Consider the following 25,701-nt stretch of genomic DNA (forward strand, 5'->3'; position numbering starts at 1 on the left):
ATTTGGAATGAAAAAGCGTATTGTGATGCTCATGTTGGTGCTGGCCATGACAGTTATGACTCTGGCAGGCTGCGGTAAAAAAAGCGCCCCTGTGGTAGGCGACTGGAAGATGACTACAATCGAAGTCAGCGGGATGACCCTTGATGTGGACCAGTTCCTGGCCATGGCTGGTCAGGATAATGTAAATATGACTCTGACCATCAGTGCCGATGGAAAATTCAGCATGGATGTGGCGGGAGAGAAAGCAGAAGGAACCTGGAAATACAAAGATTCTGTCTGCACTCTGACTGCGGATGGAGAAGATGTCGATGCTGAGTACAAGGATGGAAAACTGGTCATGACCATGGACGAAGGAACCATGACGTTCGAGAAATAAGTATCTGTTATTTATAAGCAATAAAACTAATATAACAGGGATGGATTGGCTGCAAAAATACATTGACAACCATGGAAATCCCTGTTATATTTATATAGTATGCCGCACAATGAGGTTGAAAAGGGCCGGGATTCCGGACACCGTAGTTGGCGAGTAATGATAAATAGGAGGTGCCCTATGTACGCGATTATAGCAACAGGTGGAAAGCAGTATAAAGTTGCCGAAGGCGATATCATCAAGGTGGAGAAGCTTGGCGCAGAAGCCGGCGAGACTTACACATTCGACCAGGTATTGGCCGTAGGCGGTGAAGAGCTTACCATTGGCTGCCCTACTGTGGCAGGTGCAAGCGTTTCTGCTACTGTGATGAATGATGGCAGAGGCAAAAAGGTTATCGTTTACAAGTATAAGAGGAAGACCGGATATCACAAGAAAAACGGTCACAGACAGGCTTATACCCAGTTAAAGATTGATAAGATCAATGCTTAATTGGCATTTTTGAATGAAAACGATGATTACGGTTAAAGTAAAGATAGATTCGGATGGAAGATACCGCGGTTTTGAGGTAAAAGGCCATGCGGGTTTTGCGCCCGCCGGTGAGGATATCGTGTGCGCTGCTGTCTCTGTATTGACACAGAACACCATAAATGCCATTGAGACCTTTACGAAAGATGATATTTCTTATTCGGCCGATGACGGTTATCTGGAGTGTTCCCTTCCGGGGATGGTCAGTGAAGAATCTAAATTGTTGCTGAACGCTCTGATGCTTGGACTTGAAAGCGTCGAAGAGAGTTACAGGACGGACAAAAAAGGAAATCAGTTGATATGTATCCTGACTGAGGAGGTGTAAGACATGTTGAAGATGAATCTTCAGTTATTCGCTCATAAAAAAGGTGTTGGTTCTACTAAGAACGGCAGAGATTCCGAGTCCAAGAGACTTGGTGCGAAAAGGGCGGACGGACAATTTGTGCTGGCCGGCAATATCCTTTACAGACAGCGCGGTACAAAGATCCATCCCGGAGTCAATGTAGGCCGCGGCGGCGACGACACATTGTTTGCTCTGGTAGATGGTGTGGTGCGTTTCGAGAGGAAAGGCAGAGACAAAAAGCAGGTTTCTGTGTACCCTAAGGTTGTAAACGAATAAGCCATGCATAATAGAAGCCGGCGCTGTGAGCGTCGGCTTTTTTACCCCATGGGATAAACAGAAAGGAATGTGGCAGAATGTTTGCAGACAGTGCAAAGATCTTTATAAAATCCGGAAAAGGCGGTGACGGTCACGTGAGCTTCCGCAGGGAACTCTATGTGCCGAACGGAGGACCGGACGGCGGTGACGGCGGCCGTGGAGGAGACATTATATTTGAAGTGGACAAGGGCCTCAATGCGCTGACAGACTTCCGCCATGTACGTAAATATGTGGCGACCAGCGGGGAAGAGGGCGGAAAACGCCGCTGTCACGGAAAAGACGGCCAGGATCTGGTCATCAAAGTACCGGAGGGCACCGTCATCAAGGACTTTGAAAGTGGAAAGGTCATAGCCGATATGTCCGGCGGCAACATGAGAGAAACCATATTAAAGGGCGGTAACGGCGGTAATGGAAACATGCATTACGCCACAGCCACCATGCAGGTGCCGAAATATGCCCAGCCGGGCCAGGACGGCCAGGAGCTTTGGGTCATTCTGGAGCTGAAGGTGATCGCGGATGTGGGACTGGTAGGATTTCCAAATGTGGGGAAATCCACCCTTCTTTCCAGAGTGAGCAATGCAAGGCCCAAAATCGCCAATTATCATTTCACCACGATCAATCCCCACTTAGGGGTCGTCGATCTGGATGACCATAAGAGCTTTGTCATGGCTGATATCCCCGGACTCATAGAAGGAGCTTCAGAGGGCGTTGGCTTGGGACATGCTTTTTTAAAGCATATCGAACGGACAAAAGTTCTTATCCATATGGTTGACGCTGCCTCCACAGAGGGGCGCGATCCCATAGAGGATATAAAGGCCATAAACGGGGAGCTTGAGAAATATAATCCGGAGCTGCTTAAACGTCCTCAGGTCATTGCAGCTAATAAGATTGACGCGCTGGGGCCCGACGGACAGGAAACGACGGAGAAGATCCGCAGCTTCTTTGAAAAAGATGGGATAAAGGTATTCCCGATCTCAGCAGTCAGCGGACAGGGATTAAAGGAGCTTCTCTATTATGTCTATGGCCTTCTGCAGGAACTGGATGATACCCCCGTCGTCTTTGAACGGGAATTCGATCCGTCAGAGATATTGATCAATGAGAATCTGCCGTATACGGTTGAAAAGCTGAAGGAAGGTTATTATAGTATAGAGGGACCTAAAATAGAAAAAATGCTGGGTTACACCAACATTGATTCGGAAAAAGGGTTTGAGTTTTTCCAGAATTTCTTAAAAAAGACTGGTATTCTGGAGGATTTGGAAAAGGCAGGCATACAAGAAGGCGATACCGTAAAAATGTACGGACTGGAATTTGATTATTATAAATAGGAGGGGTTATGAACAGCAGACAAAGAGCATATTTAAAAAGTCTGGCCATGACAATTGATCCGGTCATGCAGATAGGCAAGTCGAGTCTGACGCCGGAGATCACAGAAGCTGTCAGCGAAGCTCTGGAAGCACGGGAACTGGTGAAAGTAAACGTTCTTAAAAACTGTCTGGATGATCCTCGCATGATCGCAGAGGCACTGGCAGAGCGGACACGTTCACAGGTCGTACAGGTCATAGGAAAAAAGATTGTCCTGTATCGGGAATCCAAAACGAAAAAGAAGCTTGAACTTCCAAAATAATATCCGTTTATAAGAGTTTAGAGCGAAACGGACGTGATGAGGAGCAGGAGATGGAATTATCGGACAGATCGACAAGAAAAAAAGTGGGGATAATGGGAGGTACGTTCGATCCCATACACATTGCCCATTTGATTTTAGCCCAACAGGCGTGCGTCCAGTTTGACCTGGATGAAGTACTTTTCATGCCGTCTTCCCAGCCTCCCCATAAAGATAACAGGCAGGTATCCTCAGTGGAGCACAGGCAGGCCATGGTAGAGCTTGCCATTGACGGAAATGATAAGTTTGTTTATTCCGATTTGGAAATAAGGAGAGTTGGTACGACCTATACCAGCGATACGCTGAAAGAGCTGTGTGTTTCTCATCCGGATACCATTTTTTATTTTATCATGGGCGCCGATTCTCTTTTTGCCGTAGGAAGCTGGCATAAACCGGAAGAAATCTTCCAGAAAGCGATTCTCTTGGTGGGGAACCGTATGGATATGCCGGAGGATAAGCTGAAACGGCAGATTCAATATCTAGAGGGCCATTTTGGCGGACAGATCTATCCGATCGATATGCCGGATATCGCCATCTCTTCCCATGAAGTGCGGAACAGAAGGGCCTCCGGGCTTCCCATACGATATTATGTTCCAGAATCTGTCTATCAATATATTATGGAAAAACAGCTGTATCAATAGAAAAGGAAGACAACTGAAAATGAGAGGGGAATACAGATATGAAACCTGATCGTTTGACCATAAAAGAAAAGCTTCGTCATAAGCTTGGCATTGGGAGGTTTGAGCACACGTTGGGCGTGGCGTACACATCCTCCTGTCTTGCCATGCGCTATGGCTGTAACCCAGAAGATGCAGAGCTGGGCGGTCTGCTCCATGACTGCGCCAAACAGTATGACAACAGTACTTTGCTAAAAAAGAGTTTAAAATACGAGCTTCCGGTTTCTGAAGCGGAAAGACAAAATCCGTCTCTTCTTCATGCAAAGCTGGGGGCTTATCTGGCACAGCACAAATATGACGTGCAGAACCCGGAGATCCTGGATGCCATACGGTATCATACGACCGGCCGGCCGGCGATGACACTATTGGAAAAGATTATCTATGTGGCCGACTATATGGAGCCCCGCCGGTTTAAAGCGCCAAATCTGGAAAAAATCCGCTGCCTGGCTTTTGTGGATCTGGACCGGGCCGTATATGAAATCATGTCGGACACACTTGATTATCTGAAAGAAATGCCGGACTGTATCGATGAGACTACGCAGGAGGCATGCGCCTATTACCAGGCGCTGTTCGAGAAGAATACTATGGAACAAAAGGAGAACTGCTCATGAACCAATCTAAAAAAATGGCTTCCATCGTGTATAATGCCCTCAGTGACAAGAAAGGGCAGGATGTGACGATCATCGATATTTCGGAGGTGTCTTGCCTGGCTGATTATTTTATCATTGCCAATGGTGAAAACAGCAACCAGGTTCAGGCGATGATAGACAATGTGGAAGAGGAGATGGATAAGGCCGGCTACCAATGTTCTCAAAGAGAGGGCTACCAGGCTGCGAAATGGATCCTTCTGGACTATAAAGACGTGGTCGTGCATGTGTTTTCAAAAGAGGACCGCCGTTTCTATGATTTGGAACGTATCTGGAGGGACGGTAAGTTTATTACAGAAAAGGAACTGGCGCTTTAAAGCTGTCAGTATATAGTATAAGAAAAAAGAGGCGCAGTCATAGCCACGACCTGAAAAGGAAGTATAAGGGCAGAGGGAACCGGCATAAGGGAAGGAAAAGGACAGGCGAAAACACCTGTCCTTTCTTTATGCGTCCAAATGGGTCAAATTCCGTCATACTAAGAGTGAGGCGGGAAACTGCGGGCGGCGCCCCCAATCATGGGAGCGCCGCTTTTCTGCGTTTATTGAGTGTTATCAGTATTTGTCATACTAAAGATGTAGTATGAAAAGACGAAGGGAGTGAAAAAAGCAGTGGCCTACCTTGACGATAAAGAGGCGGCTAAAGGGTTCGAAGAGCAGCGGCCCCGTCCAGACGGATAACGGCGGCAAGCGGTTCGAAGGAAGCACAGCAGGCCCGACAAGGCTGTGCGGCTCCCGCTGAGTACGGGAGGGAGCGACCGGCCTGCGGGGTCAAAGGCAAGGGCGGCAAGGTGCGGGACATTGACGTGCTTCCGGGGAAGGAGGAAGCGGTCTTGAAATTTGCGGGAAATCCCGCCGGAAAACTTGTCTTTGCTTCTGTCCCCTCCCATATGGACGTACACGGGTGCCGGAGGGAGTACGCAAACGCCATGTATCACAGCTATCAAGAAAAGCTGCGGAAAACAGAAGGCCGGGATTTCCGCAACCTGCCGCCCATATGGGAATTAAGGCCGGTACGGAAACCGTACGGAAGTTATCTTAAAAAGCCAGACGGGAGCCGCATTTCGGTCATTGCCGGACACTATCTGGATAAGTAAAAAACAGCCGGTAGGGAAAGAGAAATGGAGCTATCAGAATAAAAACAGCCGCGTGTGGAGAAAAACGACGGTTACATGCAGATAACCATCTATAAAGCCGCCGGAAACCGGAAATTCCGCTTTTCTCCTGTGCAGGCCATTTTCATTTGTTTTTCGCCTCTCTTCCCTACATATTAAAGTGGGAAGGGAGGCGATTTTTTGGAATATGGATATATCCGTGTTTCCAGCACAGACCAGAACGAGGACAGGCAACTCATAGCCCTGCATGGGAAAGGCATACCGGACAGCCGGATTTACATGGATAAGCAGTCGGGGAAAGACTTTAACCGGCCCAAATACAAGCGGTTGATGCGGCGGGTGAAACAGGGCGATTTGCTGTATATCCTGAGCATTGACCGCTTGGGGCGCAATTATCGGGAGATACAGGAGCAATGGCGGTTATTGACGCAGGAAAAAGGCGTAGATATTTGCGTTTTAGATATGCCGCTTTTGGACACCCGGCAGGGAAAAGACCTGATGGGAACGTTTATTGCCGATTTGGTATTGCAGATTTTATCTTTCGTGGCCCAGAGCGAACGGGAAAACATACGCAAACGGCAGGCGGAAGGGATTGCGGCGGCGAAAGCAAGGGGCGTTAAATTCGGCAGGCCGCCTGTCCCCTTGCCGGGCAACTTTTATGAGGTACACAGGGCATGGCGGGGCAAAAAAATGACACTCCGGCAGGCGGCGGAAGCCTGCGGAATGCCGGAAGGCACATTCTATGCGAAAGTGGTCAAATTTGAAAAAGTTGATTAAATAAAGTGCCTGAAACTTTGGAAAAGCCTACTTTTACAAAGTCAGCATATGCCTAAATATACATACTAAATGTACCAGAAAACACGCCGTTTTTCAATACCCAACAGGGAAAATCTTCCGTTTTTCAGCCCCATTTTTTCCACTTTGCAAAAGTAGACGATTGCAAAGCGAGAAAATCTGAATGTGTATCGGAGGAAACGAGATGAAAAGACTAAAAAAAGCATGGGCTATGTTGTTGTGCCTGTGCATGGCGGTCATGCTGATTTCGGGCACGGCAATGGCGGCGGCAGACCAGCCGGAGGCGCTGACAGTGGACGGTACAGACGCGTTTGAAACTCCCGAAGGAGATGGCTGGGTATTTGATAAGGAGAACATGACCCTCACCCTTGACGGCTATAATGGGGGCAAGATTGTGGCACACTGCAATCTGACGGTTATTCTGGCGGAGGGAAGCACAAACACCATAAACACGGCGGAGGGAACCGCCCTGGGCAATGGGACGAGCTTCGGCACTACATATACTCTTGATATCCGCGGAGAGGGGGCGCGCCCTGTTTTAAACATTACAGGGGCGGTCCATGCGATACACGCTACAGGCAGCATAACCATTGAAAACTGCGATATAAAAGCTGTTAATCAGTCACCAATGTCGAGCTCCGGAGATATGGAATGTATACAGTCGGAGTTTAACCTTACCGTTAAAAACAGCAGCCTGGACCTCGTCAGCAACGGCGTGGGACTTACATGTTTTGACCACCTCACAATTACTGACAGCGACGTTACAGTTAACGCAGATGTTGTGGGAATTCATGCCAACAATGAAGGGCTTGTAATAAGCGGTACGGCGCTTGACGTGACGGGAAAATCAAGCGGCGCCCTCCAGAGCAGGTTCGGAGGCGTATATCTCACCTCCTGCACTGGTGAACTTAATTCAGACAATGCCGGAATAATTGCAAAAAACCTTGACGGCGACGAAATTGTGGAGATTAAGGATACAGACCTTGAAATAAATGCTGCGACAGGCGTGCAGTCCTACGGTGATATCAATGTAGAAAACGGCAGCCTTATCCTGAATTCTGAAACAGGCCTTGTAACCACTAAGGAAAAAGGCGATGAGTATACTACCGACGTGCATATAAAAGGTGTTGCGGCAGTTGGCGGAGACTGCGGGGTGACAGTGAAGTCCCTTGGCGCTTACACCTGTGAAGATACGGCGTCTGTAAACGGGATAGTTCTGTCCGAGGGAGAGAGCGTAACCACATTCAGCGGCAAAGTGAATATTTCCGAGCCTCTCACAGTTGACAATTCCACTTTAATTGCAGAGGGGGCGGAAGTGACGGTCGAAGAGGGCGCAAGCCTTGACTTCACCCAGTCCCCGGATGTCGTAATAGCCGGAACACTGGAAAACAGCGGTACAGTTTTATTTGACGGAGATACCGCGGTAAACAGGGGCACTATTATAAACAACGGCATTGTTACGGTAAATGATGGGACTGCTCTTAAAAACGAGGGGGAGATTGTCAGCATATGCAGCGGACTGTTCCCGGTGGACGGGAACGGGATTGTAATGAAGCACAATCTTGACACCAAGTGGAGCGGGGATAAAACCCACCATTGGCACGAGTGCCTGGAAGAAGGGTGCCCTGTGACAGATAACACTGTGAAAGACAGCTATGCCGCCCATACCGAGGGTCAGGGCGTTGTGACCACTCCCGCGACAGAGACTGAAAAGGGCGTGATGACATACTCCTGTTCCGTTTGCGGCAAGGTGATGAGGACGGAAGAAATTTCCGCTGTTAAGCCTCCGGTTGACCCTGAAGAGCCGGACGACACAAAGCCCGACACGGAGAAGCCTGAAAAGCCAGACGGCACAAAGCCCGACACGGAGAAGCCTGAAAAGCCAGACGGCACAAAGCCCGGCACGGAGAAGCCTGAAAAGCCAGACGGCCCCGACACGCCACAGACCGGGGATAACAGCAACCTGTTTATTTGGGCTACCGTTATGCTCATGGCCGGCGCTGGAATGGCGGGAACCATCGTTTACAGCAGAAAGAGAAAGCACAGCAGATAGTTTTTGACCCACAAAGCCGGGGTACAGATACCAAAATCCGTACCTCGGCTTTTTTATCCCTGTTCAGCTCTGACGGCGAAGAAATCCGGGCAGTTAAAGAAGGAGCTGGCGGCAAAGCGGAAGGAGCTGGAACAGGCGAAAGCCCGGCAGGCGGAGCTTGACAACCTGATAGCGGCCACCTTTGAGAAGCTGGCGACCGGCATTTAGAGGTACCGGAGCTGACGCCGGAAATCCTGCGGGAGATTGACATTCACTTCAACTTCAATTACATTGGGACAACACAATAGCGCAGGACACGCGAAAACGTGTCCTGCGCTACCGAAAATCGTTACTTCCTTATCATGTCGGGGCTATCTGACCGCACCTCTTTTTTAAGAATGACCGTAATTCTATCTTAAATCAGGACATCAGACGGAACAGCCCGATTACTTTTCCGATTACCTTCACTTCTTTTAGAATAATCGGTTCCATGGAATCATTTTCCGGTTGGAGGCGATAATATCCTTTTTCTTTATAAAATCTTTTTACTGTTGCAGAGTCTTCTACCAAAGCCACGACGATTTCTCCATTGGAGGCAGTGGAAGCCGTCTCACAGAGAATCTGATCTCCGTCAAAGATACCCACATTTACCATACTGTCGCCTTTTACGCGAAGCATATAGGTATCTTTATTGGGCAGCATCTCCGCCGGAAATGGAAAGTAGTTTTCAATATTTTCTGCAGCGAGAAGCGGCTGGCCGGCCGCTACCGTACCGATGACAGGAACCTGCACCATCTCCCGTCGGGTCAGTCCGAACACATCATCTACAATTTCAATGGCCCTGGGCTTCGTCGGGTCGCGCCGTATATACCCGTTTTTTTCCAATGTCTCAAGATGAGAGTGGACCGACGAGGTCGATTTCAAATGGACAGTCTCACAAATTTCACGGACGGTGGGCGGATACCCTTTCTTTAAGATTTCTTTCTTTATGAATTCTAAAATCTCCATCTGCTTTGCCGTAATTTTACCAGACATAGGGAATCCTCCTCAAAAATTTCTGTTTTAATAGTAACATACGTTCGATTATTATGCAAGCAAAAATCCAAACGTTTGTTTGAAAAATGTCGAAAATCCATTGACAAACATTTGTTCTTGTAGTATCCTTAATATACAAAAGAGAACGAATGTTCGCAAACAAATGTTTTGTACCTGGAGTAAAATATAAAAGGAAGTTCGATTTTTTAGTTGAGTTTTTAGGTAGGGGAGGAGAGCAGACATGCAAAATAAAACCAGATATTCCCGGATGAAAGTTAGGTTTGCCGTGATACTTGGCGTGATTCTCATGTTTTCCGTTATTTTTTTCAGTGTGCTGGTCAGTGCCAAGAGCAGTATGCCAGACACATCCCTGTATAAATATTACACGGCTGTACAAATTGACCGCGGAGACACGCTGTGGGATATCGCAAAAGAATATTGTCCCGATTCTGATCAGCTGAAATCCTATGTAAAAGAGCTGAAGAACATCAATCATCTGAAATCTGACGAGATCCATGCCGGCAATTATCTGACGGTTGTATACTATTCAGAGGAATACAAATAAATCACGAATATAAAAAAGAAAACATTTACCAAAGAAAAAGAAGAGGAGAAAAGTTCCTCTTCTTTTTCTTTAATTTTTATCCGGTTTCTCCCGCAGACGAACTGCGTTTCTCGCACTTCGCCGCCGTTCTTCTTCCAGTGCGGCATAGTGCTTCCTGGTGGTGTTCACGTCGGAATGGCCAAGCACATCCGCTACAAGATAAATGTCACCTGTTTCCCTGTAAAGATTTGTACCATAGGTGCTCCGAAGCTTATGAGGCGTGATCTTTTTCAGAGGAGATACGATCCTTGCGTATTTCTTTACCAGATTCTCCACGCTTTTTACACTCATCCTCCTGGATTGGAGAGACAGAAAAAGTGCCTGTTCATGTCCGGAAGCCGGTATGACCCGTTTCCGTTCTTCGATATAATCCAGCAGTGCTTCACGCACTTCCTCACCAAAATAAACGACGACTTCTTTTCCGCCCTTCCGATGAATCCGAATTCCGTCATTTCGAAAGTCCACATCATTTATATCCAGGCCAACACACTCGGAAACACGGATACCTGTGCCGAGCAGCAAAGTCAGCAGCGCGACGTCCCGTATCTTCGTTTTTTCGTGAAATGCCTGCTGACGTTTCGTAAGCCCTTCCCCATTTTCCACCTGGTCCAAAAGGGTGGCCACTTCATCGATATCCAGGCGGATAATGTCCTTTTCATGGAGCTTTGGAAGCGAGATCAGCGCGGCAGGATTATTCTGAAGCATTTCTTTCTTATAGAAGTAATTGTAAAAAGATTTGAGTGCGGAAATTTTCCGTGTTATGCCACGTTCCTTATTGATATGTTCCGTATTTTCATCATTGGAATAATACTTGAGGTATTCCATATATTCTTCCAGATCAAAAGCCCTCACCCTGTCCAGATCGTCAAGTGTGATATCCTTCATCTCTTTGTTCCTATAATAAGGGTTCTCCTTCAGCAAAAATTCAAAGAATACCCGGAGGTCATAAGCATATGCAATTCTGGTACGGGATGAGGTGGTCTGCTCAATGCCGCGGAAAAATGTGGCGGAAAAGGATGGGAGAGTGGACACCAGTTCCCGGAGCTTTTTCGTATTCTGTATATCGACCTGTTCATAATAAGGCTTTTGTTCCATGGGGTCTAAGCTCCTTTCTTGTTTTTTCATGTAGATCCATGAAGTTTATTCTTTCCCTTTCTTTTCAGGCCAGCCGGGGATTCTCCCGTTTATTACAGCCGTAAACATCCGTTCTTTGGCGCCGGGGTGCTCTGTACTCAGCTGACGCACCAGATTCTTCGCATATTCCCGCTTTGTATGGCCATCGGCAGGACAGGGATTTTTGCAGACCGGAAGCTCATATTGATTTTTAAATCCGATGATATCCGCCTCCGGTACATATAACAGCGGCCGGATGACCGTCAGGTCCATGCGGTCCAGATATGTATAGGGGGAAAAGGAGTGGAAGCGTCCCTCAAATATTAAAGACATCAACATGGTTTCTACAATATCATCCTTGTGGTGGGCGTAAGCCACTTTATTGCATCCCAATTCTTTGGCCTTTTCATTAAAGGCCCCTTTCCTCATTTTGGCGCAAAGTGAGCAGGGGTTGTCCTCCTTACGCTCCTTAAAAACGATTTCTGAGATGTCCGTCGGAACAATGGTATAGGGAACCCCCAGTTCCCCGCAGAGAGCCTTTACCGGATTCAGATCCATCTCTTTAAAAACAGCAATGCTGATCGCTTCAATGGTGAAGGGATTCGGATAAAATCTCTGAAGACCACGAAGCGCGTATAAAAGAGTCAGGCTGTCTTTTCCGCCGGATATCCCTACGGCTATTTTATCGCCGGGTGAGATCATTTGATAGTCATCCACCGCACGGCGGGTGTAACTGAGTAATTTTTGGAGATTCATGTCATCGGTCCTTTATCCTTTATTAAATTCTTACAAATAAACATTTTATCACAAGATAAGAGCACTTATCAATAGCTTCCGGAGCTATCCGAAAAATGATTCAGAAGCACGATATAATCTAAAAGAATATATTAGGAGAATAGTATTCTTTAATACCCGTATCTATTCGCTAAACTCAACTTTAACGAATAGATATAACGGAATTATACCATAAAGGCACAGAAACCGTCAATCCATGCCGGCTGTCTCTGTGCCTTTGTTTCCACTATGATACTCTTATTTTCAACTGTGTATTACGGCAGCTTCTTTCCGGCTGCCTGATAGACTTCATACCACTCATCTCTGGTCAGAGTAATCTCAGAGCCCTTGCAGGCATCCTTCATTCTCTGTATATTTGTGGTGCCCAGGATTACCTGTATGTTGGCCGGATGTCTGGTGATCCACGCTACGGCGATCGCTGTATTTGTCACCTCATATTTAGCTGCCAGACGATCGATCACTTCGTTCAGCTTCCGATAGTTTTCCAGATCTCCAAGGAATGGCCCGCCAAAAAATCCCTTCTGAAACGGTGACCATGCCTGAATCGTCATATCATGAAGCCTGGAATATTCCAATATGGACCCCTCTCTGTCATAGGCCTGTTCCATATCCATGTTCACGGATATGCCGGAATCGATCATCGGACAATGGACGATGCTTAACTGCAGCTGGTTTATTTCCAGCTTATAGGGAAGATATTTCTGCAGAAGCTTGACCTGAAAAGGCTTCTGGTTGGATACTCCGAAGTGACGTACTTTGCCTTGCTTAAATAAGGTTTCAAAAGCCTCTGTTACCTCTGCCGGTTCCATGAGGGTATCGGGCCGGTGAAGAAGGAGGAAATCCAGATAATCTGTGTTTAACCGGCTTAAAATGCCGTCTGTGGCCTTCAGGATATGCTCCTTGGAAAAATCATAAGCCCCGGTTGCACTTTTTACAATCCCGCATTTGCTTTGGATGATCATTTTCTCCCGGACAGAAGGTTTGGAAAGGCCGATTGCCTTACTGAATATCTCTTCGCATTCTCCGCGTTTTCCGGCTCTGCCGTAGACGTCCGCATGGTCAAAGTAATTGATACCCTCTTCCATGGCCGTTCGGATCAGCTTTTCCGCCTCCGCCGGTGTTTTTCCTTTTAGCCGCATACAGCCCATGACCAGGTTGGAGGCTTTAACGCCAGATTTTCCTACCTCTATGTATTTCATGATAGTTACTCCTTTCAAATTGGTTTCGGTATCTTGTTTCCATCTGAAACTTAATATAGAATAGAACTCTCATTTACCATTATAAGGCGTGTAACGTCTGTAAACAAGGGGTATATTTTAAATTCTTCTGCAAATTCTCCATGTTTTATGCGTAACTTGACTGGAAAAGGTGAAAATGATATAGTAAGGAAGAGTTATGGGCAGGGAGGCCGTGGCGAAAAAACTTCATAGAAAAAAGCGCCATGCCCCTCTGATTTATGAGGGTGACGAGGAGAAGAGATTATCGAAAATTCGGCGGGTACTCTTCCATGTTCCCTGTGCGTGCACATATTGGCAAATATGCCGGTGACGGCAAAACAAATCCAATATGATCAGGGATTTTTCATACAAAAATCACATACATTTGGAATTATAAAGGAGACTTATTTATGTGCGGAATTATTGGCTATACGGGGCGCCTTGACGCCCTGACTGTCTTACTGGAGGGCTTAGAGCAGTTGGAATACCGCGGATATGACAGTGCCGGCGTCGCGCTTTTATCCAGTGGGAATGATCGTTTTCTGATGAAAAAAGCCGGGCCTGTAGCTACGTTAAAGGACGCGTGCACCACTGTGGATATTGAATCACACTGCGGCATCGGTCACACCAGATGGGCTACCCATGGCGGAGTAAACGATATCAATGCCCATCCCCATATTGCTGGCAGGATAACTTTGATTCACAACGGTATCATAGAAAATTATCACAATTTGATCGATCGTTTTGGATTTCGGGAATCTCTGGTTTCGGAAACCGATACGGAAGTGGCTGCAAAGCTTCTTGATCATTATTATGAGGGAGATCCTTACGCCGCTATCCGGAAAACCATTCGGGAAATCACAGGATCTTATGCATTTTGCATCATGTTTGAGGATATCCATGATCAGATATTCTGTGTCCGGAACATAAGCCCCATGGTGGCCGCCCATATGGAGGACGGTTCATTTGTGGCGTCTGATGTCACAGCCATCATCCCCTATACAAACCGCTATTTCGTGATTCCGGAATATCAGATTGTCACTCTTCGTCAGGATGGCATTTCTGTACAGGATCTGGATGGAAATCCGGTGGAACTGGAAATCCTTGAGGTGAGCTGGAACGTGGAGGCAGCCAAAAAGAACGGCTATCCTCATTACATGCTGAAAGAGATCCATGAACAGCCGGAGGCGCTCAGGAATACGATTCTTCCCCGGCTTCGGGATGGGATTCCTGACTTTTCTGAAGACGAGATTCCCGATGAGCTCTTTTCCTTCTGTGATAAAATTGCCATCGTGGCCTGCGGGACTGCGATGTATGCGGGTATGGTTGGGAAAGCGCTGGTTGAGCCAATCATCAAGATTCCAGTATCTGTAAACGTCGCTTCTGAATTCCGCTATGAGAATCCTTTGGTGGATGACAGGACTCTGGTGATCGTAATCTCCCAGTCCGGCGAAACCATAGATACCCTTGCGGCTCTTCGCCTTTCCAAAGAACGCGGCGCTAAAATATTGTCCGTGGTCAACGTCAAGGGTTCTACTATCGCGAGGGAAAGTGATTATGTGTTCTACACTCATGCCGGGCCTGAAATCGCTGTGGCAAGTACAAAAGCGTATATGGTACAGCTGGCAAGTCTCTATTTGATCGGCTGCCGCATGTCGATGGTCCGCGGAAAGTTTTCACAAAAGGATGCCGGTGAATTTGTATCCCGCCTTCTGGATACAATTCCGGCAGTCCAGAAAATCCTGGAAAACAAAGCGAAACTCAAAACCGCAGCCAGTATCCTGGCGAAGGCAAAGGACGCGTTTTTTGTGGGAAGGGGTCTGGATTATGCGTTTTCTCTGGAAGGTTCCCTGAAGCTCAAAGAGATTTCCTATATCCATGCAGAAGCTTATGCAGCGGGAGAATTAAAGCACGGTACGATCGCCCTGATAGAAGAAGACACCCCTGTTATTGCGGTAGCCACCCAGGACCATATTTACGCAAAAACAATTTCCAACATTAAAGAGGTAAAAGCCAGAGGCGCTTTTGTCATTCTGATCACCAAGCAGCATGCGGAAATAACCGATGATATCTGCGACATGCATTTTTCAGTTCCGGTACCCCATGACCGATTTACGGTATTTCCGGTTGCCGTAATCCTGCAGCTCCTGGCCTATTACACTTCTGATATGAAAGGGCTTAATGTGGATAAACCGAGGAACCTGGCAAAATCTGTAACGGTAGAATAATCATGATGAGAGCCATAGACAAAATATCCGTCTATGGCTCTCATTGCTTCTCTGTTTTTATTTTCAAAAACTATTGATAAAATTCTTTGTAAATTCTATTTTGGGATTTTCTATTATTTCTTCTGTTTTTCCCTGTTCAACCAGTTTTCCTCCGTTCATAAAGCCTATATGAGTACTGATCCACCGCACCACCTCCAGGTCATGGGAAATGAACAGATATGTCAGGCCCAATCGTTTCTGCAGGTCTCTGAATAAATTCATGATCTGCGCCTGGACCGAAACATCCAGCATGGAAGTCGGTTCATCCAAAACAAAGAATCGAACATCCATGGTCAGCGCCCGTGCGATTACAACACGCTGAGCTTCTCCTCCGCTAATCTCATGGGGATAATGTGACAGAAGACCTTCTGGAAGCCCCACGAGGGCAAGCTTTTCACGAATCTCCTCTTCTCTTCTTTCTTTGTCATACAGCTTGTGAATCTTAAATGGTTCCAGCAAGTTATTTTTTATATTCATCAGAGGATTCAGGGAGGATTCCGGATGCTGAAAAATCATCTGCATTTTCGGCCGGATAGTCTTCAAATATTTGCCAGAGCACTTAGTGATATCAGTCCCCTCGAACAGGATCTGACCACTGTCCGCGGGAATCAGGCGCAGAATTATTCGAGATAATGTGGTCTTTCCGCAGCCGCTGTTTCCCATCAAGCCGAAAGTGGATCCTGCTTCAATTTGAAACGATATATCCTGGACAGGATTTACCACTTGTCTCTTTAACAGCCCGGAGCTGTACTGTTTATTCAGATGCCGGACTTCCAGCAGCATAATGGCACCTTACCTTTCTGTGTCCATTCAAGACGATTACTGGGGGATCAGCTTCGCAGCAGATTTTGGAGGCTTTGGGACAGCGGTCTGAAAACTCACAGCCGCTGTTCCCGCCCTTTTTGGAAGCTGCATAGGGAATGGAGTGCATCCCATGAGATGGCTGTGCCGATAAGAGCCCTTCCGTATAAGGGTGGAGCGGATGGTGTAAGACTTCCTCTGTATTTCCTTCCTCCATGATTCGGCCTTGATAGAGCACCATCAGCCACTGGCAGGATTTTTCCGCAAGCATCAGATCGTGGGTGATAATCAGCATACTTTTTCCTTTTTTCCTGGATATTTCATTCAAAAGACTGCAAACTTGTCCGCGCAGCGCGGCATCCAGGCCCTTTGTCGGTTCATCTGCAATCACCCATTCCGGATCACAGGCAAGACCCATTGCGGATAGGACACGCTGCTTCATTCCTCCGCTCAGCTGAAACGAATAATTTCTCAAAATGGGGGCCGAATCTAGAAACCCGAATGTTTGCAGCAGTAGATTCGCTTTCTTTTTTGCTTCTTTTTTCTTTTTAATATTTACTCGTACAGCCTCTGTCATCTGCGGCCCAATCCTTCTGGCTGGATTCAGAGAGTCTGCCGGATTTTGGGGAATCAATCCTATCCTCTTCCCACGAATTCCTCTCAGCTGCTTCTGAGTCAGAGCGAGCAGATTCCGATTTCCGAAAAGAATCCTGCCCGACTGCTTCGCATTGGAAGGCAGCAATCCGATAACGGACATTCCCAGCACCGATTTTCCGCTTCCGCTCTCTCCAAGCAGTCCGGTAATATATCCGGACTGAAAAACAGTTGAAATATGATTCACCACATTTCCATTGCCAAAGGACACCGTTAAATCTTCAAGAATGATGTTTTCTGCCATGGAAGCCTCCTAGTCCTGCCGAATGGTCTGGCTTTTTATGTCAAAATGATTCCGGAACATTTCTCCCAGATAGTTGATGCCGAAGGACAGAAAAATAATACAGGCGCCTGGAGCAATGATCAGCATAGGAGAGGTCCGGAAATATGTTCTGGCTTCGCTGATCATCATTCCCCAGTCTGGCGTGGGCGGCTGGATGCCGAGACCGAGAAAACTGAGAGCGGCGATGGACAAAACGGCTCCTCCTATCCTGGTGGTAAATAAAACGATGACATCAGGGAGCATGTTGGGAATGATATAGCGGATGATGATATGGAAACGGCCGGCTCCCAGGCAGCGGGCGCCTTCCACATAAGTCTGTTCCCTAAGACTCAATACATTTTCCCGGACTATTCTGGAAAACCCCGCCCAGGAATTGATCACTAAAGCTGCCAGCAGACTCTGCACCCCTGGTCCCATAATGGCGGACACGGCAATCATCATACTTGTGCCTGGAAGTCCCTGAAAGATACTTGTCAGGCAAGTTATCACCGCATCTGCAACTCCCCCGAAATAACCGGCCAGGATTCCCACCGCCATTCCTAAAAGCATGGAAAGAGCTGTGGCAGCTACTGCGGTCAGCACAGATACTCTTCCGCCGTATAACACACGGGAAAGTAGGTCGCGGCCCAAATAATCAGTCCCCAGCGGATGCGCGGGAGATATTCCCTGCAGACTCTCTTCCATATTGATTGCTGTAGGGCTGTACCGGGCAAGAAGCGGGGCAAATACACTGCCAAGCAAAATGATTCCCATCAGGGTAAGAGCAAGCATCGTTACTCCGTCCACATACCAATGTCCTTTTCGAATCATACAGTCTCCCCCTCTCCCAAACGGATCTGTGGATTCAGGAAGTAACAGATAAGATCCACCAGCATGTGGATGATGACAAAGGCCGTTCCTGTGATGAGCACATAGCCCTGCAGGGCAGGATAATCCCGTACGGCTATGGAATCCAATGCAAATTTTCCAATACCGTTGATCGCGAACACGGATTCTACGACAACGACACCTCCGAGGATACCGCCCAGGTAATTGCCGAGAAGCGTGACCACAGGAGCCAGTGAATTGATCAGGGCATGCTTTAGAAAGACAATTCGTTCGGAAATCCCTTTTCCACGGGCAGCTGTGATATATTGTTTCCCCAGCTCACCCAACATGGAGGAACGCATCAGACGAATTGTGGTTCCTGTGGTGTTAAGGGACAGTGCGATAACCGGCAGGACCATGTGCCTCCATGAGTCCTGTCCGCTGGTGGGAAGCAGATGCAGCCGTTCGGAAAAAATATGAATAAGTAAAATCGCGGCCCAAAAGCTGGGAATGGATAAAAAAAGCACGCTCAGCCCCTGCCCTGCCTTATCTATAAATCGGCCCCTTCGGGCTGCGCCGAGAATCCCTAGGGAAATCCCGACGGCAACCGTAAGAAAAATGGCACATACAGCCAACTTTAGTGTGATGCCAAAACGGCTGAAAAGCTCGTCACGAACCGGCTTTTTCGTACGAAAGGAGGTTCCCCAGTCACCCTTAAGAACGCCCCTTATCCAGCTAAGATACTGGGCCGGATAAGATTTATCCAAACCCATTTCTTCCTCTATACTGGATATTTGTTTCTCTGTTACGGCGTATTCTCCTCCTCCGCTGAGAGCAATTTCCGCAGGGTTTCCGGGACTCAGGACACCAAGCAGAAAAGCAAGAAGAGTAATTCCGAAAAGTACCGGTATCGTAAGCAGCAGCCGTCTGCCCAAATATTTAAGAATCATTTTAATCGGCCCATCTGGTTTCTGGAAGCGTGACGCCGGTGAACATAGCGTCATAGCCGGTAATCTTGTCGCTGTGAACAACAAGGGTAGTCACGGCTATCAATGGAATGACCGGAAGCTCTTTTGCACTGATTTCCTGAAGTTCATCATATAACTTGACCCGGTCTTCTCTTACGTAGGTGCTGTTCAGCTGATCCAGCAGCCCGTCCACTGCCTCATTGCTGTAGCCGCTCATGGCAAATCCGTTGTTCATGAAACCATCTGAATGCAAAAAGCCACGCAGCATGGTTTCTGGTTCTGCATTGTTCATTCCCTTGAATCCCATGGAAAGGTCAAAATCTGTATTTTTAAGTGCTTCCGATACAGCGGAAGACTCCATTACCTGGATTTCTACCTGAAGTCCCAGTTCCTGAAGCCAGGAGCTGATCAGCTCTGCGTCTGTTTTATAGGTGGAAGCAGTCAAAAGCCGTACAGTGGGAGTCTGTCCGTTCAATACCTCGGATGCCAATTCTTTTGCTTTTTCAGGGTTGTATTCGGGTGTGATCTCTTTATAAAATACAGAAAGAGGGCTGAGCACATTGGCAGTAATTTCTCCATAGCCGCGGTATACACTGTTTAACAAAGTCTCACGGTCGATTATCATGCTCATAGCCTGTCGCATTCTTACATCATTAAAGGGAAAGTTCCGGTTATTCACATTCAGATACTGAATATTTGCGGAAATCTTTGCTGATGCAGTAAATCCTCCTTCTGCTTCCAGTTCCTTTGCAGACTGAGGCAGAATCGCGTTGTTATCATATACTCCCATGATCTCTCCGGACCGGAGGGCTGCCACCCGTGTTTCATGGTCAGGGATGACCCGGATCTGGATACTCTCCGCTTTGGCAGGATCACCGTAGTAACGTTCATTTCGTCCGAGGGTGAGTGATTCATCCGGGACATGGTCCGTGATGACAAAGGGACCTGTGCCAACACAATATTCTTTGAACTCGCCGGTCTCAGAATCGTAGCAATCCGGGCTGAACATACCGCTTCCGAAATTAATGATCGTATAAGGAAGTGTGGGGACCGGATTTTCAAAAGTCAGCTTTACTGTATAGTCATCTACTTTATCTACAGACTGAAGTCCGGGATATACAGAATCAATGTCGAATGCAAAGAAAGTAGAGGATACGACTCCCAATTTTTTATATCGGTCAAAATTAAGCAGTACCGCGTCCGCATTAAAAGGATATCCGTCGGAAAAAACGACGCCTTCCTTCAGATGAAATGTCCACTCTTTTCCGTCTTCTGACATCTCCCAGCTGGTAGCAAGCCTGGGTTCTACTTCACCGTCATCGGATTCCCCGATCAGCGGCTCCCATACATAAAGATTTACATTGGTAAAATAAGGATCGGCAGTGCCCCTGCCCGGATCGCGGGATCCCGCCAGAACGATTGTTTCCTCGTCATTGGGGCTCTTATCCTCGGTTTCGCCGACAGTCTCAGCCGTACTTTCTTTTGCGTCGGTACTTTCTCTCTGAGATGTTTCAGTCCCGCATCCTGATACCAGCAACATCAATACGAGCAGCAGTGACAAAGCTTTTGATACAAACCTTTTTTTCATAGTTCCTCCTCTGTTCAACAATTATCTGGTTTCTTGCTGTCTGATCTTGAGGAGGAAAAATAGCGCAACGTTCTCAGAAAAGTTTTATTTCTGCATAAAAAAGTCTCTCTCATAGATTGAGAAAGACTTTAGATACCAAAATAAAACATTTGATCATCAGTCTCCCTTTCCCTCGCAGGTCAAACAACTAATATTACCGCTACATGGCAATCTGGCTCTGTGATCTACACATTACAGTGGCGTGACCGCGCAGGTTTTTCACCTGACTTCCCCATGTATGGCTGATGGTATGAAATTACGCAGAAAAGTATAGCATCTGATGAAATGATTTGTCAATGGCTTTTGACATTTTTGTAACAAAAAGTTCGTTTTATTTATTTCTTATTCGCTTTTTTGACATCTACGAAGTTCAGTATGACATCCACCGCCCCGTCAAATCCCACCGCGCTTCTGTTGATGCAGAGGTCGTAGCTCTTCGCGCTCCCCCATTTTTTATTGGCATAATAATTATAATAAGACGCGCGTTTTTTATCGGTCTTTGTAATAAAATCCTTAATTTTGGACGGCTCAATATGGTAATGCTCTTTCAAGTACTCTACCTTGTCATCATAGGCTGCCGTGGTAAATACGGAGACCATATTCGGATATTCCGCAAGCGCATAATCGGCGCAGCGCCCTACGATCACACAGGATTCCTGCTCTGCCAGCCTTTTGATAGTATCAAACTGTGCAAGAAATACCTTCTGGTTCAAGGGCATATCCACAAAATTGGAAGGATTATAGCTCATGGAATAAGTATCCATAACCAGTGAATATAAAAAACTGTTGGTGGGCTTTTCATCATGATGTTCAAAGATTTCTTCACACAGCCCGCTGTTTTTCGCGGATAATGCAAGCAATTCCTTATCGTAACATCTGACTCCAAGGCGCTCTGCCAGCTTCTGTCCGATGAATCTTCCGCCGCTTCCGCATTCTCTTCCGATGGTAATCACTAGATTTCCATGCATAGCATTCAGCTCCTCTCATCCTTATAATAGTTATATTATACTATATTTGTCAAAGAAAGTATAGTTATATATGCAATTTCACCAATAATCTTTCAAAATACTCCGGTAATGGAGCCTCAAATTCCAGATATTTCCCTGTCCTAGGATGAATAAAACCGAGAACTTTAGCGTGAAGTGTCTGGCCCTCCAGAGAAATCGGAGATTTCGAAGGTCCATAGACCGTATCGCCCAGCAGTGGATGATGGATGGATGCCATATGGACGCGGATCTGATGGGTGCGGCCGGTCTCCAGCCGACATTCGATGTAAGTGTATTTCTTAAGCGGCTCCAATATATGATAATGAGTAACCGCCTCTTTTCCATTCTTTAAGTTTATCGCCATTTTCATCCGGTCATTGGGATTCCTTCCAATGGGGACGTCCACCGTGCCGTCTTCTCTGATCTCGCCATGGACTATGGCATGATAGCGCCTGTTGATAGAATGGACCCTCAGCTGTTCTGCAATGGCCGCATGGGAAAAATCATTTTTACAAACCAGCAGAAGTCCAGTTGTATCCCGGTCAATCCTGTGGACGATACCGGGGCGGAGCACTCCGTTTATTCCGGACAGTTTGCCCTGGCAGTGATACAGAAGACCGTTGACCAGTGTGTGTGATTCGTGCCCTGCGGCAGGATGTACTACCATGCCCTTCGGCTTGTCAACGATGAGCAGGTCATCATCTTCATAGACGATATTCAGTTCCATCGCTTCTGCTTCTACTTCCAGCTCCTTCGGTTCCGGAACGGATACCTCGATTTCGTTTCCCGCCTGAACCTTGTAATTGCCCTTTACAGCTTTTTTATCAACTTGGACCCAGGATTCCTCAATCAGTTTCTTTAAATAACTTCTGGAGGGCATTTCCGGTTTTTCAGACAGAAACTTATCCAGTCTTTTTCCTGCGTCCTCTTCAGCCGTCCTGTAAGAGAAAAACGTCATATCTGCGCATCCTCTCCGCTTTTTTTGTCCGGTGTGCTTTTCTTCTTCCCTTTTCCGGGAAGGAAGACGGCGAGTTCTTCATCTTTATAATAAAACAGAAAAAAGATCACGAACGCTATCCCCGCAGCCACCACATAACAGTCCGCCACATTAAATACTGGAAAATTGATCAGGGTAAAGGAAAAAAAGTCCACCACATATCCCTGCGCCAGACGGTCCACCAGATTTCCAATGGCTCCGGCAAAGAGCACAGTCAGAACCAGACGCGCCGGCAGGTATCTCTTAGTCGAAGGAGCTCTCCAGAAAGCATATGCAATGAGAAAAAGGATGAGAACACTCCCTGCCAGGAAGATATACCGCTGGCCGGATAAAAGCCCCCATGCCATTCCCCGATTTTCCAGATAGGAAAGTTCAAAGACTCCCTTGATGATTGGATATGCTTCCTGCCCCTTCAGATGCGCCACCGCCAGACTCTTTGTCCATTGATCGAATCCTACGAGCAGAACGGCTCCCAAAAGATAGCAGAACACCGTAAAAAACCGCTTTTTTGTTTGGTTTGCTTCCATATGTCATTCTCCTCTTGGTTTTGTCAGATAGTCCATGGCTGACACCATTTCTTCCGCTGAGACGGTTTTGTCAATGTAGGCTTCCCCGATGGACCGAAGCAATATAAACCGGATGACGCCGGAGTCCATTTTTTTATCATGCTTTACCGCGTCCAGCACTTTTGATACATTGATGTCCTGTACCGAAACGGGAAGCCGGAAATAAACGAGGAGTTCCTTTAGATTTTTAAATTCCTCTGGCTTCAGCATACCGCGCCGCTCGGACAGATAAGCCGCCGCTACACATCCCGCTCCCACACAGGCACCATGGCTCATCGTAAATCCCATTTCCTTTTCAATGGCATGTCCGAGGGTATGCCCGAAATTCAGAAGGGCACGAATCCCTTTTTCCTTCGGATCCTCTTCCACGACAGCACGTTTGATGAGACAGCTTCCCTTCACCATTTCTGCCATGAAACCTGTCTTTCTCTGCCGTATTCCCTCTTTGTTGGCTTCCAGCCAATGATAGTATTCTCCAGATCGGATACAGCCATGCTTGATGACCTCGCCCATGCCAGAAGCAAATTGTTCTTCCGGAAGGCTTTTTAAGACCGAAACGTTGATATAAACCAGCTTGGGCATATAAAAGGCTCCGACCATATTTTTATAAGCATCGAAATCCACGCCTGTCTTGCCGCCGATGCTGCTGTCCACCTGAGAAAGGAGAGTGGTCGGCACCTGGATAAAATCAATTCCTCTTAAATAGGTGGCGGCCGTGAAGCCTGTCAGGTCTCCTGTCACTCCGCCGCCCAGCGCCACCAGGATATCGTTCCGGTCGAAGGAATGACAGATCAGATACTCATAGAGGCTTTTTACGGTATCCAGGTTTTTATAGGGCTCTCCCGCCGGAAAAACAAAGTATACTGTTTTTGCGGATATTTTATGAAATATGTTTTTTATTTCTTCCAAATACAGCTTTGCCACCCTGCTGTCTGTAACAATACATACTTTTCTGCCGGAAAGGTTAAGCTTTGCCGCCGATTCCAGGAGGCTGTCAAAGGAATCCGTTAAAACGATCGGGTATATGGGTTTTCCATTCTGATGTACCATGATTTCCTCGGGCTGCGCTTTCTTTTCTGCTGTCATTTCTTATCACCCTTTCATATTCTATAATCTGAATGTCGCTTCAGTCATATTTTCGCAGCTTCACCATCTGGCGTCCTTTTTTCGTCGAAGTGAGGATTCCGTCGAAAATATATTTTCCCACTCCCCTGATGGAAAGGATGTCCCCTGTTTTTGGCACAGCCGTCTGAGAAACACATAATTTTCCGTTCAAATACACCCTCTCTTCTGCCAGACATTCAGATGCTCTTGAGCGGGAACACTTCATAAGAAGCCCCAGCAGCGCATCCATCCTCAGGGAAGCGATGGATCCAGTGACGGCAGTGAAACTCTGGTTTTCTTCCAAGTCTGCAAAGGAGGCTCTGGTGCAGACCACAGGATTGCGTCTGACGGACTTCAATTCTTCCATCAGAAAATCAGACATATTTTTCGCACAAAGGCAGTACGCGAATCCATCCCCTACGATGAGATCTCCAATCTTTCCCCGCTCAATTCCCAGGCTCAGCACGGCTCCCAGATAATCCCGATGGCTGCTTGGTACTGTAAATTTTCCCGCAGAAGAGGAAATCCGTACCGGAACCATAGGAAGCTGTTCTCTGTCCGGTTTTTCTTCAAATCCCCCATAGACAGGAAGAAAGCAAACAATCTTTCTCTCCGCTGTCTCATAACCGCCGTCCAGATAACAGCGGACATGGGAAAACTCCGGCAGCGCCGACAGAAAAACCGTTTGCTCATGTAAATTCAAAAAATCCGTATAAACGGGAATCCCCCGCTGAAAGCACACATCAGCCAAATCATGGAGACGGTGCAGAAATAACTGTTCTTCTTTATCCATCTTTTCGTCCCGTCAGTCTGAAAGACCTGAAGAACTGCCCATTAAATCTTCAAAATCACCGGATAATTCCACAGTCTGAGGAGTAGCAATGAATATGTAATTGGAAATCTTCTGCATATTTCCATTCATGGAATAGCATGCGCCAGATGTAAAATCAATGATCTTCTGCGCGGTTTCCGTGGGAATCCCCTCCATATTGATGACAACTGCACGTCCGCTCAAAAGCGTATCACAAATCTCGCGGGCATCTCCCAGACTGCTGGGCTTTACCATACAGACTTCCATCCCGCCTCTCGTGGCGGCACGCATGGGAACTACATTGCTTGTCCTCGGTTTAGACTTTGCAGCCGCAGGCTTTCTATCCACCATTTCCGGTTCCTCCTCTGCAGTTCGTTTCTCACGATGGAAGAAGCTTTTCTTCGGCTGTTCCTCCTCGTAATCGTCGTCTTCCTCCTCATCATACATATAGTCATCTTCGTAGTCGTAATCGTCTTCGTCGTTCAGTTTCATGGAGTCAAGAAATTTATCAATAAACTTACTCATGGGTAAAGACCGCCTTTCATTTTTTACTCACCTATCATTATCAATGTTTTTGCGAATTGTGTC

At 47.0% G+C, this 25,701-nt stretch carries 30 protein-coding genes and 1 riboswitch; of the genes, 15 read left to right on the top strand and 15 right to left on the bottom strand.

Features of this window, described 5'->3' with window-relative positions:
- Positions 1-7: 7 nt before the first annotated feature.
- From H9Q78_RS01035 to H9Q78_RS01095, 13 genes are all read left to right on the top strand, one after another.
- Complete coding sequence (locus tag H9Q78_RS01035) at positions 8-376, top strand: lipocalin-like domain-containing protein (protein WP_249303033.1); 369 nt, start codon at positions 8-10, stop codon at positions 374-376.
- 177 nt (positions 377-553) lie between these two features.
- Positions 554-862: a 50S ribosomal protein L21 gene (rplU, locus tag H9Q78_RS01040; RefSeq protein ID WP_147595843.1), complete on the top strand. Its 309-nt coding sequence runs from the start codon at positions 554-556 to the stop codon at positions 860-862.
- 13 nt (positions 863-875) lie between these two features.
- Complete coding sequence (locus tag H9Q78_RS01045) at positions 876-1,223, top strand: ribosomal-processing cysteine protease Prp (protein WP_249303035.1); 348 nt, start codon at positions 876-878, stop codon at positions 1,221-1,223.
- A 3-nt stretch (positions 1,224-1,226) separates the two neighbouring features.
- Complete coding sequence (gene rpmA, locus H9Q78_RS01050) at positions 1,227-1,517, top strand: 50S ribosomal protein L27 (RefSeq protein ID WP_147595844.1); 291 nt, start codon at positions 1,227-1,229, stop codon at positions 1,515-1,517.
- Positions 1,518-1,594: 77 nt separating this feature from the next.
- Positions 1,595-2,881 carry a GTPase ObgE gene (gene obgE, locus H9Q78_RS01055; RefSeq protein WP_249303037.1) on the top strand — a complete coding sequence of 429 codons (1,287 nt, stop codon included), beginning with the start codon at positions 1,595-1,597 and terminating at the stop codon, positions 2,879-2,881.
- An 8-nt stretch (positions 2,882-2,889) separates the two neighbouring features.
- A complete protein-coding gene (gene yhbY, locus H9Q78_RS01060; RefSeq protein WP_249303039.1) occupies positions 2,890-3,180 on the top strand; it encodes a ribosome assembly RNA-binding protein YhbY in 291 nt (96 codons plus the stop codon).
- Between the two features lie 50 nt (positions 3,181-3,230).
- The gene (gene nadD / locus H9Q78_RS01065; RefSeq protein WP_249303041.1) at positions 3,231-3,857 is read left to right on the top strand and encodes a nicotinate-nucleotide adenylyltransferase; all 627 of its coding nucleotides are present in this window, start codon (positions 3,231-3,233) and stop codon (positions 3,855-3,857) included.
- Between the two features lie 38 nt (positions 3,858-3,895).
- The gene (gene yqeK / locus H9Q78_RS01070; RefSeq protein ID WP_249303043.1) at positions 3,896-4,504 is read left to right on the top strand and encodes a bis(5'-nucleosyl)-tetraphosphatase (symmetrical) YqeK; all 609 of its coding nucleotides are present in this window, start codon (positions 3,896-3,898) and stop codon (positions 4,502-4,504) included.
- Complete coding sequence (gene rsfS, locus H9Q78_RS01075) at positions 4,501-4,857, top strand: ribosome silencing factor (protein ID WP_249303045.1); 357 nt, start codon at positions 4,501-4,503, stop codon at positions 4,855-4,857. Before yqeK ends, rsfS begins: the two co-directional genes overlap by 4 nt.
- A gap of 512 nt (positions 4,858-5,369) precedes the next feature.
- On the top strand, positions 5,370-5,633 hold the full coding sequence (locus H9Q78_RS01080) for a hypothetical protein (protein WP_249303047.1): 264 nt from the start codon (positions 5,370-5,372) through the stop codon (positions 5,631-5,633).
- A 198-nt stretch (positions 5,634-5,831) separates the two neighbouring features.
- Positions 5,832-6,428: a recombinase family protein gene (locus H9Q78_RS01085; RefSeq protein WP_249303049.1), complete on the top strand. Its 597-nt coding sequence runs from the start codon at positions 5,832-5,834 to the stop codon at positions 6,426-6,428.
- A 202-nt stretch (positions 6,429-6,630) separates the two neighbouring features.
- Positions 6,631-8,499, top strand: coding sequence for a hypothetical protein (locus tag H9Q78_RS01090; protein ID WP_249303051.1), 1,869 nt, complete (start codon positions 6,631-6,633; stop codon positions 8,497-8,499).
- A gap of 3 nt (positions 8,500-8,502) precedes the next feature.
- Entirely contained in the window at positions 8,503-8,706 is a 204-nt protein-coding gene (locus H9Q78_RS01095) for a hypothetical protein (protein WP_249303058.1), read from the top strand.
- Positions 8,707-8,898: 192 nt separating this feature from the next.
- Here H9Q78_RS01095 and lexA read toward each other — a convergent pair whose 3' ends face one another.
- Positions 8,899-9,513 (bottom strand): transcriptional repressor LexA, encoded by a 615-nt coding sequence (gene lexA, locus H9Q78_RS01100; RefSeq protein WP_249303060.1) that lies wholly within the window; start codon positions 9,511-9,513, stop codon positions 8,899-8,901.
- Positions 9,514-9,754: 241 nt separating this feature from the next.
- Here lexA and H9Q78_RS01105 point away from each other — a divergent pair, with 241 nt between their 5' ends.
- Positions 9,755-10,078 (top strand): LysM peptidoglycan-binding domain-containing protein, encoded by a 324-nt coding sequence (locus H9Q78_RS01105; RefSeq protein ID WP_249303061.1) that lies wholly within the window; start codon positions 9,755-9,757, stop codon positions 10,076-10,078.
- A gap of 69 nt (positions 10,079-10,147) precedes the next feature.
- On the opposite strand, the gene H9Q78_RS01110 is transcribed toward H9Q78_RS01105, so the two are convergent.
- The 3 genes from H9Q78_RS01110 to H9Q78_RS01120 form a co-directional block, all read right to left on the bottom strand.
- Positions 10,148-11,212 (bottom strand): tyrosine-type recombinase/integrase, encoded by a 1,065-nt coding sequence (locus H9Q78_RS01110; RefSeq protein ID WP_249303063.1) that lies wholly within the window; start codon positions 11,210-11,212, stop codon positions 10,148-10,150.
- Between the two features lie 45 nt (positions 11,213-11,257).
- Positions 11,258-11,986: a tRNA lysidine(34) synthetase gene (locus tag H9Q78_RS01115; protein WP_249303064.1), complete on the bottom strand. Its 729-nt coding sequence runs from the start codon at positions 11,984-11,986 to the stop codon at positions 11,258-11,260.
- Between the two features lie 293 nt (positions 11,987-12,279).
- The gene (locus H9Q78_RS01120) at positions 12,280-13,224 is read right to left on the bottom strand and encodes an aldo/keto reductase (RefSeq protein ID WP_249303066.1); all 945 of its coding nucleotides are present in this window, start codon (positions 13,222-13,224) and stop codon (positions 12,280-12,282) included.
- A 428-nt stretch (positions 13,225-13,652) separates the two neighbouring features.
- On the opposite strand from H9Q78_RS01120, the gene glmS reads away from it, so the two are divergent.
- Positions 13,653-15,470: a glutamine--fructose-6-phosphate transaminase (isomerizing) gene (gene glmS, locus H9Q78_RS01125; RefSeq protein ID WP_249303067.1), complete on the top strand. Its 1,818-nt coding sequence runs from the start codon at positions 13,653-13,655 to the stop codon at positions 15,468-15,470.
- A gap of 63 nt (positions 15,471-15,533) precedes the next feature.
- On the opposite strand, the gene H9Q78_RS01130 is transcribed toward glmS, so the two are convergent.
- The 11 genes from H9Q78_RS01130 to H9Q78_RS01180 all read right to left on the bottom strand — a co-directional run bounded on the left by H9Q78_RS01130 (position 15,534) and on the right by H9Q78_RS01180 (position 25,638).
- Positions 15,534-16,292 (bottom strand): ATP-binding cassette domain-containing protein, encoded by a 759-nt coding sequence (locus tag H9Q78_RS01130; protein ID WP_249303068.1) that lies wholly within the window; start codon positions 16,290-16,292, stop codon positions 15,534-15,536.
- Complete coding sequence (locus H9Q78_RS01135; RefSeq protein WP_249303069.1) at positions 16,264-17,208, bottom strand: ABC transporter ATP-binding protein; 945 nt, start codon at positions 17,206-17,208, stop codon at positions 16,264-16,266. Before H9Q78_RS01135 ends, H9Q78_RS01130 begins: the two co-directional genes overlap by 29 nt.
- Before the next feature lie 9 nt (positions 17,209-17,217).
- Positions 17,218-18,057, bottom strand: coding sequence for an ABC transporter permease (locus tag H9Q78_RS01140; RefSeq protein ID WP_249303071.1), 840 nt, complete (start codon positions 18,055-18,057; stop codon positions 17,218-17,220).
- On the bottom strand, positions 18,054-19,004 hold the full coding sequence (locus H9Q78_RS01145; RefSeq protein ID WP_249303072.1) for an ABC transporter permease: 951 nt from the start codon (positions 19,002-19,004) through the stop codon (positions 18,054-18,056). Before H9Q78_RS01145 ends, H9Q78_RS01140 begins: the two co-directional genes overlap by 4 nt.
- A gap of 1 nt (position 19,005) precedes the next feature.
- The gene (locus H9Q78_RS01150; RefSeq protein ID WP_249303074.1) at positions 19,006-20,610 is read right to left on the bottom strand and encodes an ABC transporter substrate-binding protein; all 1,605 of its coding nucleotides are present in this window, start codon (positions 20,608-20,610) and stop codon (positions 19,006-19,008) included.
- Positions 20,611-20,764: 154 nt separating this feature from the next.
- Positions 20,765-20,909: riboswitch (adenosylcobalamin (AdoCbl) riboswitch) on the bottom strand.
- Positions 20,910-20,984: 75 nt separating this feature from the next.
- Positions 20,985-21,617, bottom strand: a complete 633-nt coding sequence (locus H9Q78_RS01155) for a cytidylate kinase-like family protein (RefSeq protein WP_249303076.1) — start codon at positions 21,615-21,617, stop codon at positions 20,985-20,987.
- A 64-nt stretch (positions 21,618-21,681) separates the two neighbouring features.
- Positions 21,682-22,593: an RluA family pseudouridine synthase gene (locus H9Q78_RS01160; protein WP_249303077.1), complete on the bottom strand. Its 912-nt coding sequence runs from the start codon at positions 22,591-22,593 to the stop codon at positions 21,682-21,684.
- On the bottom strand, positions 22,590-23,159 hold the full coding sequence (gene lspA / locus H9Q78_RS01165) for a signal peptidase II (protein ID WP_249303078.1): 570 nt from the start codon (positions 23,157-23,159) through the stop codon (positions 22,590-22,592). The genes H9Q78_RS01160 and lspA overlap by 4 nt, the downstream gene beginning before the upstream one ends.
- A gap of 3 nt (positions 23,160-23,162) precedes the next feature.
- A complete protein-coding gene (gene aroB / locus H9Q78_RS01170; protein ID WP_249303079.1) occupies positions 23,163-24,284 on the bottom strand; it encodes a 3-dehydroquinate synthase in 1,122 nt (373 codons plus the stop codon).
- A 40-nt stretch (positions 24,285-24,324) separates the two neighbouring features.
- A complete protein-coding gene (locus tag H9Q78_RS01175) occupies positions 24,325-25,095 on the bottom strand; it encodes a YlmH family RNA-binding protein (RefSeq protein ID WP_249303081.1) in 771 nt (256 codons plus the stop codon).
- A gap of 12 nt (positions 25,096-25,107) precedes the next feature.
- Positions 25,108-25,638, bottom strand: a complete 531-nt coding sequence (locus tag H9Q78_RS01180) for a cell division protein SepF (protein ID WP_147595862.1) — start codon at positions 25,636-25,638, stop codon at positions 25,108-25,110.
- Positions 25,639-25,701 lie beyond the last annotated feature (63 nt).

The organism is Qiania dongpingensis, from assembly GCF_014337195.1.
GTDB lineage: Bacteria > Bacillota > Clostridia > Lachnospirales > Lachnospiraceae > Lientehia > Lientehia dongpingensis.